The sequence below is a fragment of the Pseudobutyrivibrio ruminis AD2017 genome, assembly GCF_000424305.1.
Taxonomy (GTDB): Bacteria; Bacillota; Clostridia; order Lachnospirales; family Lachnospiraceae; genus Pseudobutyrivibrio; species Pseudobutyrivibrio ruminis_B.
Map to the genome: position 1 here is coordinate 281,682 of NZ_AUJQ01000004.1, position 14,314 is coordinate 295,995.

The window sequence follows — 14,314 nt, forward strand, 5'->3', positions numbered from 1 at the left end:
CTTTCAATAACTGCTATGAACCAAGTGATGTAAGTAAATGCTCAATCATTTCATTTACTACATTTATATATCGGCTAGCTGCGTTATAAGCTGACTGATATTTAATCATTATTGTAAGTTCTTCATCGGAAGATACACCGATAACGCCTTGGCGGCTGAATTCGATTTCTTCCTTTGTTCCTTCCAATGAACGCTCTGTTGTTTGGTATACGTTACCTGTGTTGGCAATCTCGCCAATCCATTTTACGTAGAATCCGTTGTAACCACATGGTGTGGTATCGCTTGGATTTAAATTGAAATCCTGCTCATTCCAGATGGCGCTTAACCTAATTCCTAAGTCGTAATCTACAGCACCACTGTTAACACCGTATTTAAGATGTGGCAGATAAGATTCCTGCTTAATCAAATCTTCGTTTATAAAGGTAGATTTTAATGTATAGCACACACCCAAATCATCTGGAGTCTCTTCGTTATAAATGTAAAGTGTTTCGGTCTGAGCATTTCCATCCTTATCCACGTAATTTATAGTAGCTTCAGTATATCTATCACAACCAACTCTGACGAAAAGCTCTCTTGGAGGAAGCTTGCCATCAGAACCAACGGAGCAATTGTTCTTGTCCAAAACTCTAAGGCTATCTGAAATATCTGCCCCTGAAACAGTTACCTCATTTCCATCCTTATCCAAATATGTATAGGAAGTGATTGTTGAACCAGCGTATGCATTATCTATAGTGGTTATTGGACTATAGATGTTATTGATGGTTGTTGCCAGCTGATGAAACAGTGTATCCAGCTCTGCCTCTGAATTCATCATGATTGAATTTGCTATGCCCTTCTCGTAAACCTCTGATGTAAGGGCTTCACCATTCTCATCATAAAAATCAAAGTATGTTGACCAGCCTGTACCTCTTGCTAAAAGCAAGGCCTTGATTTCACCAATATCTGTATTTTTATCTGCAGATGCATTGCTTGTATCAAACATTGGATAATATGTATTTAGGGATTCATCATCCTCGCTTACGATTTCTGAAAGCTGTGGCCAATATGGTGTTACGAAATGAGTTCTCTTATCTTCCAATGTACCAACTGGGTAGTATCTGATGTCATCAATAAATTCCACGCCCTCGATTTCTACCTTAACAACACCTGTATGGTCCTCGCTGTAGGAAATTTTTGCCTTTCCTGCCAGCTCATCCAAAAGCAAATCTCTTTTATCTCTAAGGTCCATGGCCTTTTCTACGCCTGCTGCTTCGATTGCCTGGATGCGTTTATTGTATTCAACTATCTCTTTTCCAATTTCATTTATTCTGTTTAGGTCTTCCTTGATTTTGGAATTGATAATAGTCTGATAATCTTCAAATCCTTGCTGAACGGCTTTGCCTCTAGCTAAAAAAAGACTAGCCTTCTGCAATACAAGGTTCTGCTTAACAGTATCAGATGGCTCCTTGGCAAATTCCTCAAAGGCTACCTCAAAATCCTTGATAGCCTCTTTGAATGCCACGCCCTCTGTTTCCTGCAAGTGGGTATAAACCTCTTGTACCGCTTCAGAGCTAGCACTATAAAAAGAATATCGCCCATGTTCCTGTCGATATGCTTTGTCTAAAAAGATATCGCGGTTGTGGACGATTGTTCCTACCTGCACGCCAAGACCAGCATACTGAGTGCTGATCGCTGCGTTACCTATTTTTCTATATGTTCTATCTTCGTAAACAACCTGCTCACGAACGTAACCTTCTGTATTTACGTTAGTAAGGTTGTTTGCTGTTGTATTTAATCCATGTGATGCTGACTGTAGGCCTGATGCCCCAACGTATAAGCTTCCAAAACTATTAGCCATAAGTCTGCCCTCCAAGTTATACTAAAACTCTAAGGACATCCTTTTCCTACTGTTTAGCATCGAATCCTCTATTTCCTAAAATATCTCCTGTAGTTTCAGCATTTCTTCCGTAATTGGAGGTCTGTGGTGCCTGCTTTGCACTTTTGATAAGTGTAATGTCAAACTCCACCATCTCTATAGCCTGCCTAAGTAGGTTCTGGGTTTGAAAATTCAAAACCTGAACATCATCAGCGGCTTTTACAAGCTTATCCTTTGCTAAGGTAAGCTGTTTTTGCTGTACAGGTTGGTTCGCCAAGTTATCAATCATCCATGACACAGTAACCTGCTCACCTTCATGGCCCATCACTGCTGCTATACTATTAAGTATGTTCAGTCGTTTCTTTTCCAGTGAACGCAAGGTGTCAGCAATGGCCTGCTCCCTGACGGTAATATCTTCCAGTACGTCAAGCTTCTTATAGATAATAGAATCCTTCTTCTTATCACTAAGACCGATTAACTTTTCATACTGCTCCGTTTCACCATCCATAGTTAAGAGCAATTCATCCATTAAACTAGCCACGCTTTAACCCTCACAAAACTAAAGAATTGATCCATACTGAGCCAATAACTTCTCTGCGAAATCATCTGGGCTAACATCATAAGTGCCATCTTTGATTCTGGCTTTGATATCAGCAACTAAATCTTCTCTGATGTCCGCAGCCTCAGATACAGCGGCCTTTGCAACATGGTAATCACGGCCTGTTGATGAAATCTGAACCTCATCACGACCCATTCCATTTGCCTTTGATGCCTGTGATACATTTTTAGTGTTTGATGTTTGATAGAGCTGAGCTACCTGATTGTAAGCCTCTATACGCATATCGCCACACTCCTTTCCTCCCTTATTATGCCGATTTTTGTAATCAAATCTCGAGCTACATTTTTCTTTACACTTCATTTATCGGTACTACTTAAGAAAACTTTATAGTAAATTTGAATTTTTTTCAAATTTTATTCTTAATCGATTAAGTATTGACAAATTCACCTTATCATGATAACTTAGGCAAGTAAAATTTTAAATTTTGTGAAGTATGTAACTTTAAGTAGGCATAAACGACACAAGACGCTAGAGGCGTTTTTTGTTTTTATGCCTATTTTTTTATGCATAAAATTCGCCTCTAAGAAATAATTATTAGGAGGTCTTTATCGTGAAAGACAAAATTTTTAATGTTTTACAACGAGTTGGCCGAAGCTTCATGCTTCCAATCGCCATACTCCCAGTAGCAGGTCTTCTCCTTGGTTTAGGTGCATCCTTCACTAACGAGACTACAATCGCTACTTATCATCTTGAATCAGTTCTCGGACCTGGAACTATTCTCAACATTCTTCTTACAGTAATGAATGAAGTTGCAAACATCATTTTTGCAAACCTTCATATTATGTTTGCTGTAGGTGTTGCCATCGGTATGGCAAAGAAGGAAAAGGCTGTTGCAGCCTTAGCAGCTATGATTTCATTCTTCGTAATGAACTCAGCAATCAGCGCTATGATTAGTATCACAAACTATGAAGCTAGAGCTTTAAGCGGTACTATCACACAGGCTTGTGGTATCACAACACTTCAGATGGGTGTTTTCGGTGGTATCATCGTAGGTCTTGGTGTTGCAGCTCTTCATAACAAGTTCTACAACATTGAGCTTCCAAGCGCTATCTCATTCTTTGCAGGTACACGTTTCGTTCCAATCATATCAACAGTTGTTTACTTATTTGTTGGTATCCTACTTTTCTATGTATGGCCAGTTGTTCAGAACGGTATCTACGCCCTTGGTGATTTAGTTACTGGTTCAGGCTATGCAGGAACACTTATCTTCGGTTTAATTAAGCGTTCACTTATCCCATTTGGTCTTCACCACGTATTCTACATGCCATTCTGGCAGACAGCAGTTGGTGGTACAGCAGAGGTTGCTGGCCAGGTGGTTGAAGGTGGTCAGAACATCTTCTTCGCACAGCTTGCTAATTCTGGCGATATTGCACACTTCAGCGCCGATGCTACAAGATACTTCTCTGGTGAGTTTATCTTCATGATCTTCGGTCTTCCAGGTGCTGCACTTGCTATGTACCGCACAGCTCGTCCTGAGAAGAAAAAGCAGGTTGGAGGTCTTCTTCTTTCTGCTGCACTTGCTTCAATGTTCACTGGAATCACAGAGCCAATCGAATTCTCATTCTTATTCGTAGCTCCTATCCTTTTCGGTGTTCAGGTTATCTTAGCTGGTAGTGCATACATGATTGCACATATGCTTAATATCGCTGTAGGTCTTACATTCTCCGGTGGTTTAATTGACTTCTTCTTATTCGGTATCCTTCAGGGTAACGAAAAGACAAGCTGGATACGTGTAATCCCAGTTGGTATTATTTATTTCTTCTTATATTATTTCATTTTCACATTCTTAATTAAGAAGCTTGACCTTAAAACCCCTGGGCGTGAAGATGATGATGAAGAAACAAAGCTTTACACAAAGGCTGATTACAAGGCAAAGCAGGCTGGCGCTTCTAATAAAGATGCTGTTAGCGAGCAGATTGCAAACGGTCTTGGCGGCAAGAAGAATATTTCTGATGTAGATTGCTGTGCAACAAGACTTCGTGTTACAGTAAATGATGGAAACCTTGTAAACAAGGCTATGCTTACATCTACTGGTGCTTCAGGTGTTGTTCTTCGTGGTAACAGCGTTCAGGTTATTTACGGACCAAACGTTACTGTTGTAAAGGCTCACCTTGAGGATTACCTTGAGACAGCTCCAAACGAGCTTTATGTTTCTGATAACGCATCTGATGATGCAAACACTACTGCTTCTAATGAAACCCCTGTAGAGGCAGCTCCTAAAAAAGTTGTAAAGACAGTTACAATCTACAGCCCTGCTGATGGTAAGGCTGATGATTTATCTACTACTCCTGATGAAGCTTTCGCAAGCGGAATGATGGGTAGCGGTGCTGTTGTTACTCCAGTTGGCGACACAATATATGCACCATTTGATGGTACAATCGGTTTTATATTCGATACAAAGCATGCAATTGGTTTCATTGGCGACGACGGACTTAACCTTCTTGTTCATGTTGGTATCGATACTGTTAAGCTTGGTGGTCAGGGATTTGAGACTCTTGTAACTATGGGACAGAAGGTTAAGAAGGGTGATCCACTTCTTAAAATCGACCTTGATTACTTAAAGGCAAATGCACCATCAATTGCAACACCTGTACTTTGCACAGATGTTGATGAAGACAAGATTGACGTGCGTCTTGTAAAGGCTGGCGATATTAAGGCTGGCGAACCATTGTTTGAAGTTGATTTCTTTGAATAAGAAGTTATAATATTTGACTATGTATAAAGTAAAAAAAGTTTTAAATCATAATTCGGTTATTGCCGTAGAAACAAATGAATTAGTGGAGTACTTAATTATGGGCAAGGGAGTGGGCTTCGGTATGAAGCCTACTCAGGAGCTCACAGTAGGCTCAGACTGCAAAGTATTTTCTTTGGCTGAATCTTCAGAGCGTGGCGATGCTAAGGATATCGTCAAGCATGTAGATCCTGTTTACTTAGAAATTGCTGAAGCAGTTTTGCAGCATGCTGAAGAGTACTTTGATAGTGTTGATCATAATATTGTATTTCCAATGGCTGATCACTTGGAGTACGCAGCTAAGCGAATTCAAAACAATGACCAAATCATAAACCCTCTTCTAAATGATATTAAGCTGCTTTTTTATCAAGAGTATAAGGCAGCAGAAATTGTTAGGGATTTGCTAAAAAACAGCCTTGGTCTAGATATTATGGACGATGAAATCGGATATGTTGCAATGCACATTCACTCCGCTACTTCCCAGGATAAGCTTTCTCAAACACTTGAGACAGCTCATGCGGTACGTAATTGCATTACAAAGATTGAAGAAATCACCGGTCGTACTATTCCAACCGATTCATTTTCTTATAACCGTATGATGAATCATATTAGATACATGGTTGCTAGAATCCAGAAGCACGAGGATTTGAAAATAAACATGAACGATTATGTTTCAACCCGATTCCCTGAGTCCTTCAGTATAGCATCGGAAATATGCCATGACCTTAGTAAGAGTCTGGGCTCCCCTACAGACGAAATGGAGATTGGATATTTGGCGATGCACATTGAACGTGTAAAGGCTGACGTATTGGATTCGTAATCGTAAAAATGAGCCCCCCTAGTAGGTAACAAGCTCAAATATTTCTTAAGCGAAGCTTTCTATGCTGAGCGTAGAAATAATTTGGCTTGTGACCGTAACCAGGGGGGCTTTTTATATTTACTTATTCTTCTTCCAAGTAACCCATCGCCTTGTTGTACTCATAGGATGTTATTATTTGAGAGTCGTCTGTGTAGAATCCCTCATCCTTTAGGGCTTTTAGGGTGTTAGTGCAGTTTGTGGTTAGCTGAGCATAGATGCTTCTATCATATTCTGGAGTTCTATAATAATCGTCATCACCATACCAATCCCAGAAAGTCATCTCATCAGAGATATATTCTTTTTTATTATTTGCTACTGTGAAATTGAAATCATTATAAAGTGTGATTTTAGCAAGTTCATTATTGTTATATCTATCACCGAATGTAGTCACAAACGCATTACCTTCGTCAATATCCTTAAGGAAGGCTTGATATATTTTTTCGTTTTTATCCGTCAGTTCTTTGTCGGATAAGGTTTCAAAATCGGCATATTCAGGCCAATAATCATCAGCCTCTTCATTATACACATATTGAGTAAAGCTCAACTCAGGGATAGTGCAATCGTCCCAAATATTACCAATTACGTGTTCCTTGATTCGTGTTGGGTCGTTAAGATAATCAAGGATTGGTTGTGTTGCAGCTAAGTAGTTAGCAGAAACTTGATCAGATTCAGTATTTACTACTGAGTATGTACGTTCAATGAAATCTCCGTTTTTAAGCTTATACTTGATTGTAAAGTAGCCGCCGTCCACATCATTATAAATTCTATTTACATCTCTAAGTTCCTTCTTGTCACTTAAGAAATTCTTATGTAAATCTCTTACGGCTGAAATGTCCTCAGGTGTAGAGAATACCATTACATAGTTGGAATCGATTCCTACCCACTGAATATCAGCAGCATCAGGTACCTTGTTTTCAACCTTGAATACATCCAAACGTAGACATATCAACATAGCAAGTGATGCAAGTGAATAACCGGCCAAGAAGAAGAACTTCTTTGTTGAAAAGACTCTAAATGTCTTTTCGATTAACATCTGTGTGGCATAGAAAACAATACAACCTATAACTAGTGCAGATATAATTGCAACAATAAATCTTGTGTTATAGTACATAGGCTTTAGCGCTTCAATCATTCCAGCCACTAAAGCACCTGCAACCATTGAAATAAAGAAAGACATTCCAATTGTAAATACAGGCTTTAAGAATGGAATTGCAATGAAATCCTGTACGGTTTCAAGCTTTTTGTATTCATACAGTATGTAAGAAGCTATCATCAAAGCAATTGCAACAGCGATATAAATAAGTAAATATTTAGTTCCGCCTAAAGTGTAAGTATAGGTTTTTATATTTCCAAGACCATCGTACATTTTATATACTTTAATCCTGCAGGCATCATCTACAAATAACACTGGAGTAAGGGCATTAAAACTAATGTTACGGGTTGAATTTGTCATACCAAACATCAATATGCCTGCTGTAATTCTAAACGCAACTTCCATCATTAAATATAGGAAATTGAAGATACCATAAAATATAATACTGGTTACAATCTGCCCTGAAGCCATAAGGGAGATCATTGCAATACCAATAAATAGCAGTGTGGTTGCGATGACGCCAAGTGCCCAAAACCAAATAACGTCGAAGGCGTAAATCTTTTCAGCGGCTGCAACTATAGTTGTAACAAGTGCTGTAAGTATGACAGGCAAGATAGATACAACAATACTTGAAATTAAGCCAGTAAAATAAAGGCTACGTCTGCTGACAGGGAAGGAATGCATCATGTAATTATCTCTTTTGAAGAATAAATACCAAAATGTAATTCCTGTTACCGCTATTGCAATAAATATACCCCATATGCCTATAGGAACATATGAAACGTCGTCTATTAAGTTGAGCGTTTTTGTGTAGCCCTCTTCATAATTTATTTCATCGAAATTAGCCAAATTAATAATAAATTGTATTGGCATAACAATAAGAAGAATGATGAAATATAGCAGTCCAACAATCCATGTTCTACTTATGTTTTTCTTAAACAGTGCTAGATTAAAAAATGATTTCTTTGACTGCATAATTCTCACCTCCCAACTCGTAAATAAATATTTCTTCAAGTGTAAGAGGAAGCACATCCATAAGCAATGGATTCAGACCTGCAATAAGCTGCTGTGCCTGACGTGGTTCTCCCTTTACAATAAGTGTATGTACTCTGCCTGTTGATACCCTCTTCAGCACCTGAACCTCAGGTGGAATAGTTGGTAGTTCATCCTCAAAGGCAAGCTGTATTTTAGTGATTGATGTTTGTAGCTCGTCTAATGAGCGCTCGATAAGAATCTTGCCGTGATTCATGATTCCTACATGGTCACAAACATCCTCAAGCTCTCTAAGGTTATGTGAGCTTACAAGAACAGTTAAGCCGTGCTCTGCCACATCTGACATGATAAGGCTCCAAATCTGACGGCGCATAACAGGATCAAGTCCATCTACAGGCTCATCCAAAATCATAAGCTCAGGACGTGCAGCAATAGAAAGCATGAAAGCTACTTGCTTTTGCATACCCTTTGAAAGTGTTCTAACCATTTTCTTTGGGTTAACTTCTGGGAAGCAGTTTAAAATCTTTTTAAATAAGGCTTCATCAAAGGTAGGATAGAGATTTTTGTAAAATTTCATCATATCCATTGTGTTGGCCTGAGTGAAGAAGAAAATCTCATCAGGAATTACAGTGAAGCGCTGTTTAAGCTTTTCATTTTCATAAACAGGCTGTCCGTCTATTCTGATTTCTCCTGCGTCCTGTTTGTACACTCCGCTTAAGTGTCTAATAATGGTAGATTTGCCTGCTCCGTTAGGTCCTACCAGGCCATATATAGCTCCGCGCTCAACATGCATGTTTAAACCATCAAGAGCAGTAAAATCGCCAAATTTCTTAGTGACGTTATTTACTTCTATCATCTACAGTCCCTCCCTTCGCAAGCTCTTCAATTCTTTTGATAAGAATGTCCTTATCCTCGCATAGATACAGAAGTTCCTTTACAATTTCATCGAATTCTTTCATCAATTCTTCATTCCTCCCTGTTGCAACGTCGGCTCGCTTAGCAGCATAGCTTCCCTTGCCAGCAATTGTGTAAATGTAACCTTCCTGCTCAAGCTCTCTATAAGCCTTCTGGATAGTGTTTGGGTTGATAGACAGGCTAGTTGCCAGCTCTCTCACACTAGGCAGCTTCTCGTCGGTTTTAACGGCTCCTGACACCACCAACCGCCTTAGGCCATCCTTTATCTGCTCATAGATAGGCTTAGAATCTCTGTAGTTCAATTGAATCATCTAATACCTCCCCTACTAGGTTATATCTTTATGCTGTATTATCTGTTCTAATACAGTTATAGCACGCATGATTTTTCATGTCAATCTTTTAACAAAAAAACACCTGACCTCTAAGTGAGTGTCAGGTGTTAAATATGCTTTAATTTGCTTATTTTCCAAGGATAGTATCAAAGATTGCGTTTGCAACTTCCGCCTTTGACATTATTGGCAGCTGCCAGGTTTCGTCAGCCATTATGATAGTCACTACGTTGGTGTCTGTGCCAAATCCTGCTCCTTCGGTGCGGAGGTTGTTAGCTACAATCATATCCACATTTTTCTTTTTAAGCTTTGTCTTGGAGTTTTCCAACATGTTCTCCGTCTCCATAGAAAAACCGCAGATAAACTGGCCTTCCTTTTTGTTGGCTCCAAGATAAGAAAGTATATCCTCGGTACGCTCTAGCTCGATGCTAGAAGCTTCTCCATCCTTTTTCTTTATCTTCTCCTTGGCAACGGTGGCTGGTCTGTAATCAGCTACTGCTGCACTCTTAATAATTATATCGCACTCATCGGCTCTGGCTTTTACAGCCTCGGCCATCTCCGCCGCGCTTCTAATTTTGACCACATCAACAAACATAGGTGGTTCGATAGCCACTGGACCTGATACAAGTGTAACATCGGCGCCTCTTTCCATAGCGGCCTTGGCGATGGCATATCCCATCTTGCCTGTACTGTGGTTCGTAATATATCGAACTGGGTCAATAGCCTCCTCAGTAGGACCTGCTGTAATCATTACTTTTTTGCCTGTAAGGTCATGCTCATGTGCAAGCTCCCTTAATATGTACTGAAGAAGTACATCTGGTTCAGGCATCTTCCCCGCTCCTGTGTCCCCGCATGCAAGATACCCACTGGCAGGTTCTATTATCTCATATCCGTATTTACGAAGTATATTAAGGTTGTCCTGAAGGATAGGATTTTCAAACATGTTAGTGTTCATGGCAGGGCTGATAAGCTTCTTGCATTTAGCTGCCATGATGGTGGTTGTCAGCATATCATCTGCTATGCCATGTGCTATCTTTCCAATAACATTAGCACTGGCTGGAGCCACCATGAAAATATCAGCACGCTTAGCAAGAGCCACATGCTCTACATTGAACTGAAAGTTCCTATCAAAAGTATCTACAAGACATTTATTTGAAGTAAGTGTCTCGAAGGTTATTGGGTTAATGAAATTCGTTGCATTCTTTGTCATGATGACATTAACATCCGCGTGCAATTTTACAAGCGCTGATGCAAGATTTGCAATTTTGTATGCTGCGATGGAGCCTGTTACTCCAAGAACTACGCATTTACCTTTTAACATAAATACCTCCGAGTTATATATCCTAAACTAATATTGCTGTTTGTACGCTTACCATTTATTTTAAAACTTTATTCTCTATTGTGCCATCTGGCTTTTGTTTGTTTCAGATGCAACTGCTTTGATTTTAACATCCTTGCCTGCATATACGCCTGCTGGCTTAATCTTGTCAAGTACAACACCTACAAGATAAACGATGATTGCACCTACAACAGCCTCGATAACACCATTGAAGCTGATTACTCCACCAATCATAGCCATAAGTGCGTCTGGGTCTACTCCAACTGCCTCGGCATATGGATATTTGTAGAACACGTAAATGCTTCCCATAACAAGAAGTGTGTTTGTCATGGCACCAGCGATACCTGCTGTGATAAAGCCAAGGGCCTTAGCATCCTTGTTCATGAATAAGTATTCAATACCTGCAAAAGCTGCGATACCAACAACAATACCGAGTACTCTTGCTACTGTAACTGACATTCCAAGAACTTCCTGTGAAATCATTCTGTTAAAGAATGCGAAAACACCGAAGCCTAAGATGAATGAGATAACAGCGTTGATGATTGAACCATAAACTGCTTTCTTTTCAGAGCCGATTGCCTTCTTTATACCAACGTATACGAAGTAAGGAACGACACCGATAAGAATTCTTGGTACTACTGCGATGAATGTGCTCTTTAAAACTAGTAAGATTGCAGCTGCAACTGTATCATGTGGAAGCATTGAAACTGCTGCCACTGGTGAGAATACGAATGCTGAAAGCGATGCTGCTCCAAGTGAACTCTTTATTAAGCTAGTAAGACCAAACACGCCTCCAAGGAATCCGCCCTTCTTTGGTCCTAAGAATAATGAACCAATGATTACTGGAATATGAAGTGTGGTTGCGTTAATAACTACAAGTGGAATAAATCCGAGTGGTGTTGATGCCATTACTACAATAATGGCTACGAATAACGCTGTGAGCACAAGCTCATAGGTTTTAGAATTGTTGCTTTGCATAAATTTCCTCCTTTTGGTAGAAGCCGTCTAGCGGTCTCCTCCTAGTACACTATGCGTAAGCGTTAAATTTTTAACAGCACTAACATTCTATCATCTATTTTATCGGATGGCAATAAAAACCACATTAGAGCCTTTGTTAAGAAAGATTTTATAATTTTTTATTAGTAATAATAAGGTACAAATACTATACTATTATCAAAGGTTATAGTAATAGGAGGATAAAAATATGTACTATGGTTACGGTTTTGGATATGACCCAACAATTATCTTAGTGCTAATCGGTGCTCTTATAAGTGGTATTGCTTCTATGAATGTTCAGCGCACTTATAACAAGTACAGCAGAATCAGAAATTCCAGAGGAATCACATCTAACCAGGTAGCAGAACATATTCTTCATGCTGCGGGGATTTATGATGTTAGAATAGAAAGAATCAGGGGAAATCTTACAGATCATTATTCACCTAATGAAAAGGTGTTACGTTTATCAGATGCAGTTTACGGACAGACTAGTGTTGCAGCTTTAGGTGTTGCAGCTCACGAATGCGGACATGCTATCCAGCATCAGCAGGGATATGCGCCACTTAAGCTTCGTTCAGCATCAGTTCCACTTGCTAATATTGGCTCATGGGTCTCTTGGCCAGTTATCCTTATTGGATTGTTAATTGGTTATACACCACTTGCTCAGATTGGCGTGTTCTTATTCACATTTGTTGTGGCATTCCAGTTAATAACTCTTCCAGTAGAGTTTGATGCCAGCGCCAGAGCCCTCAGGATTCTTGATCAGGACCACATCCTAGAAGGGGATGAGCATGTAGGCGCTACAAAGGTACTTAAGGCAGCAGCCATGACCTATGTAGCAGCATTGTTTGCAACTATCCTACAGCTTCTTAGATTAGTGTTGTTAGTTAGCGGAAATCGTAGAAGAGATTAATTGATTCATATAATCACGATATTCGCTGATGCGATTTGATTTTCTTAGCTTTTTGATAAGCTTTTCTTCCGCAGGGAAGTTAGCTTGCCAGAAGCTTAGAAATTCCTTCATACGATGAAGTACAGGCTTTTCGCCGGAAAGGACTTCAGTATATCTTGAAAGCAAATCATCATGGAACTTTTTAAATAAAACAGGGTCTAGCTTGATGTCATCATCGGCTAGGCCTTTTTTGTATCCAGTTGCAAGTCCTGGGTTTGCTATTAAACCTCTGCCTATCATCACAGCATTTAGATTATCGTATTTACGATATTTATCTTTGATACCTTCGATAGTAATAACATCTCCGTTAAACACTAGTGGTGCCTTGCTGTGTTCTACGGCGTACTCAAAGAATTCTGGCCTGATTGGTTCTTTATAGAAATCAGATTGGATACGTGGATGTATTGTAAGCTCACTTATCTGATATTTATTATAGATATCCAATATCTCATAAAACTCTTCAGGCTCAATTTTTCCAAGTCTTGTTTTAATAGAAATTTCTATGTTAGAAGGCAGGGCTTCAAACACCTCGTACAATAGCTTATCTAATTCCTCTGGGTAATATAAAAGGCCAGAGCCCTTCTTCTTAGCCACTACTGTTCCACTAGGACAGCCTAGATTATAATTAATCTCCTTATAGCCTAATGCAGCAATTTCCTTTACTGCCCATAGGAAGTGCTCACTTTTGTTTGTGAGAATCTGTGGAACAGTTGTAGTCACATCATTCTTTTCAGGGTCAATATCCTTAAACTCTCTAGTTGTAAATTTAAAAGTAGAGTTTGGCGAAATAAAGGGCGTGAAATATTTATCCACGCCCCCGTAATATCTTTCAAATGTATTTCTATATATGCTATCTGTCACGCCTTCAAGTGGCGCCAGGTAAATTTTATTCATTAATGCTTTACTCCTTGGTGTAATACTGCTCCACATCGCGAACCATGGTTTCTAATAGAACGTAATAATCTCCAACTATATCTTTAAAATATCTTAGAGCAACCTGACCATCATAATCATGTGCAAGAGTATTTCTTACTCTAAGCATATCCATCCATCTATCATCTTTAATAAGCCCCACAGAATATGCTGATTTTAAAGTTTCTCTTGGGGAACCTGCAGCAAAATCTGTCAAACCGAATTCATTTGTCACTAATTCTTTTAAAACCTTCCATGCAAGATCGAAAGTTAAATTGTAATTTTGAACTGTTGCAGGAAGTACAAATTTATCATCAATATTTGCATCTCTTGATTCTTTAAGATTTGCAAGACTCTTACATAAGCTTTTATATCTATTAAAATATTTGCTTTCCATATTTATCCATATCCTCTCTTAGTTCTTCGCTACATACCTCGTCATAATTAAAAATATCTATTTTGCGTAATGTAGGAATACTTTGTACCTCTTCTTCAAATGAATCGATATCGTCACAGCCATGTATTATGAAATCAATATCGCTATATTCAGTTGCTGTGCCATTTGCAAATGAGCCAAATAAATCAAGTCTTTTTACGTTGTACTTATGTGCAATCTTTGTGACTTGCTCTATTATATCTTCAATAGGCATAGTCTGTATTTCCATGAATATCCCTCCGTAATATGGATATTATACCATTAAAAATAGGGACTGCAACAACT

At 39.1% G+C, this 14,314-nt stretch carries 14 protein-coding genes; 3 read left to right on the top strand and 11 right to left on the bottom strand.

Annotated elements, in window-relative coordinates; translation table 11 throughout:
- Positions 1-13: 13 nt before the first annotated feature.
- The 3 genes from G611_RS0103060 to flgM are packed head-to-tail and all read right to left on the bottom strand — an operon-like array spanning position 14 to position 2,696.
- Positions 14-1,837, bottom strand: coding sequence for a flagellar hook-associated protein FlgK (locus G611_RS0103060; RefSeq protein ID WP_028242370.1), 1,824 nt, complete (start codon positions 1,835-1,837; stop codon positions 14-16).
- 46 nt (positions 1,838-1,883) lie between these two features.
- Entirely contained in the window at positions 1,884-2,396 is a 513-nt protein-coding gene (locus G611_RS0103065) for a flagellar protein FlgN (RefSeq protein ID WP_051195027.1), read from the bottom strand.
- Between the two features lie 18 nt (positions 2,397-2,414).
- A complete protein-coding gene (gene flgM / locus G611_RS0103070; RefSeq protein WP_028242372.1) occupies positions 2,415-2,696 on the bottom strand; it encodes a flagellar biosynthesis anti-sigma factor FlgM in 282 nt (93 codons plus the stop codon).
- A 328-nt stretch (positions 2,697-3,024) separates the two neighbouring features.
- Between flgM and G611_RS0103075 the strand changes: the two genes are divergently transcribed.
- Together G611_RS0103075 and G611_RS0103080 are read left to right on the top strand one after the other, a co-directional pair.
- The gene (locus tag G611_RS0103075; RefSeq protein ID WP_036947887.1) at positions 3,025-5,169 is read left to right on the top strand and encodes a PTS transporter subunit IIABC; all 2,145 of its coding nucleotides are present in this window, start codon (positions 3,025-3,027) and stop codon (positions 5,167-5,169) included.
- 19 nt (positions 5,170-5,188) lie between these two features.
- Positions 5,189-6,025, top strand: coding sequence for a PRD domain-containing protein (locus G611_RS0103080; protein ID WP_028242374.1), 837 nt, complete (start codon positions 5,189-5,191; stop codon positions 6,023-6,025).
- A 121-nt stretch (positions 6,026-6,146) separates the two neighbouring features.
- Here the strand turns inward: G611_RS0103080 and G611_RS0103085 are convergent, their stop codons facing one another.
- The 5 genes from G611_RS0103085 to G611_RS0103105 form a co-directional block, all read right to left on the bottom strand.
- Positions 6,147-8,132, bottom strand: coding sequence for a hypothetical protein (locus tag G611_RS0103085; protein WP_028242375.1), 1,986 nt, complete (start codon positions 8,130-8,132; stop codon positions 6,147-6,149).
- A complete protein-coding gene (locus tag G611_RS0103090; RefSeq protein WP_028242376.1) occupies positions 8,107-9,006 on the bottom strand; it encodes an ABC transporter ATP-binding protein in 900 nt (299 codons plus the stop codon). Before G611_RS0103090 ends, G611_RS0103085 begins: the two co-directional genes overlap by 26 nt.
- Entirely contained in the window at positions 8,990-9,376 is a 387-nt protein-coding gene (locus G611_RS0103095; protein ID WP_028242377.1) for a GntR family transcriptional regulator, read from the bottom strand. Before G611_RS0103095 ends, G611_RS0103090 begins: the two co-directional genes overlap by 17 nt.
- A 148-nt stretch (positions 9,377-9,524) precedes the next feature.
- On the bottom strand, positions 9,525-10,715 hold the full coding sequence (gene coaBC, locus G611_RS0103100; RefSeq protein WP_028242378.1) for a bifunctional phosphopantothenoylcysteine decarboxylase/phosphopantothenate--cysteine ligase CoaBC: 1,191 nt from the start codon (positions 10,713-10,715) through the stop codon (positions 9,525-9,527).
- A 75-nt stretch (positions 10,716-10,790) separates the two neighbouring features.
- Positions 10,791-11,711: an ECF transporter S component gene (locus G611_RS0103105; protein ID WP_028242379.1), complete on the bottom strand. Its 921-nt coding sequence runs from the start codon at positions 11,709-11,711 to the stop codon at positions 10,791-10,793.
- Between the two features lie 226 nt (positions 11,712-11,937).
- Between G611_RS0103105 and G611_RS0103110 the strand changes: the two genes are divergently transcribed.
- Positions 11,938-12,642, top strand: coding sequence for a zinc metallopeptidase (locus G611_RS0103110; protein WP_028242380.1), 705 nt, complete (start codon positions 11,938-11,940; stop codon positions 12,640-12,642).
- Here the strand turns inward: G611_RS0103110 and G611_RS0103115 are convergent.
- Genes G611_RS0103115 through G611_RS0103125 form a run of 3 tightly spaced genes read right to left on the bottom strand, consistent with a single transcriptional unit; the run spans position 12,613 to position 14,258 of the window.
- Positions 12,613-13,575: a tRNA dihydrouridine synthase gene (locus tag G611_RS0103115; protein WP_028242381.1), complete on the bottom strand. Its 963-nt coding sequence runs from the start codon at positions 13,573-13,575 to the stop codon at positions 12,613-12,615. The two genes, G611_RS0103110 and G611_RS0103115, sit on opposite strands and share 30 nt — an antisense overlap.
- A gap of 7 nt (positions 13,576-13,582) precedes the next feature.
- The gene (locus G611_RS0103120) at positions 13,583-13,990 is read right to left on the bottom strand and encodes an HI0074 family nucleotidyltransferase substrate-binding subunit (protein ID WP_028242382.1); all 408 of its coding nucleotides are present in this window, start codon (positions 13,988-13,990) and stop codon (positions 13,583-13,585) included.
- Positions 13,971-14,258: a nucleotidyltransferase family protein gene (locus G611_RS0103125; RefSeq protein WP_242824248.1), complete on the bottom strand. Its 288-nt coding sequence runs from the start codon at positions 14,256-14,258 to the stop codon at positions 13,971-13,973. The genes G611_RS0103120 and G611_RS0103125 overlap by 20 nt, the downstream gene beginning before the upstream one ends.
- Between the last annotated feature and the right edge of the window lie 56 nt (positions 14,259-14,314).

Excerpts from the sequence above, each read along its gene's own strand:
- G611_RS0103060 (WP_028242370.1), bottom strand. The coding sequence starts at position 1,837 with ATGGCTAATAGTTTTGGAAGCTTATACGTTGGGGCATCAGGCCTACAG.
- flgM (WP_028242372.1), bottom strand. The coding sequence starts at position 2,696 with ATGCGTATAGAGGCTTACAATCAGGTAGCTCAGCTCTATCAAACATCA.
- G611_RS0103080 (WP_028242374.1), top strand. The coding sequence starts at position 5,189 with ATGTATAAAGTAAAAAAAGTTTTAAATCATAATTCGGTTATTGCCGTA.
- G611_RS0103085 (WP_028242375.1), bottom strand. The coding sequence starts at position 8,132 with ATGCAGTCAAAGAAATCATTTTTTAATCTAGCACTGTTTAAGAAAAAC.
- G611_RS0103090 (WP_028242376.1), bottom strand. The coding sequence starts at position 9,006 with ATGATAGAAGTAAATAACGTCACTAAGAAATTTGGCGATTTTACTGCT.
- G611_RS0103095 (WP_028242377.1), bottom strand. The coding sequence starts at position 9,376 with ATGATTCAATTGAACTACAGAGATTCTAAGCCTATCTATGAGCAGATA.
- coaBC (WP_028242378.1), bottom strand. The coding sequence starts at position 10,715 with ATGTTAAAAGGTAAATGCGTAGTTCTTGGAGTAACAGGCTCCATCGCA.
- G611_RS0103105 (WP_028242379.1), bottom strand. The coding sequence starts at position 11,711 with ATGCAAAGCAACAATTCTAAAACCTATGAGCTTGTGCTCACAGCGTTA.
- G611_RS0103110 (WP_028242380.1), top strand. The coding sequence starts at position 11,938 with ATGTACTATGGTTACGGTTTTGGATATGACCCAACAATTATCTTAGTG.
- G611_RS0103115 (WP_028242381.1), bottom strand. The coding sequence starts at position 13,575 with ATGAATAAAATTTACCTGGCGCCACTTGAAGGCGTGACAGATAGCATA.
- G611_RS0103120 (WP_028242382.1), bottom strand. The coding sequence starts at position 13,990 with ATGGAAAGCAAATATTTTAATAGATATAAAAGCTTATGTAAGAGTCTT.
- G611_RS0103125 (WP_242824248.1), bottom strand. The coding sequence starts at position 14,258 with ATGGAAATACAGACTATGCCTATTGAAGATATAATAGAGCAAGTCACA.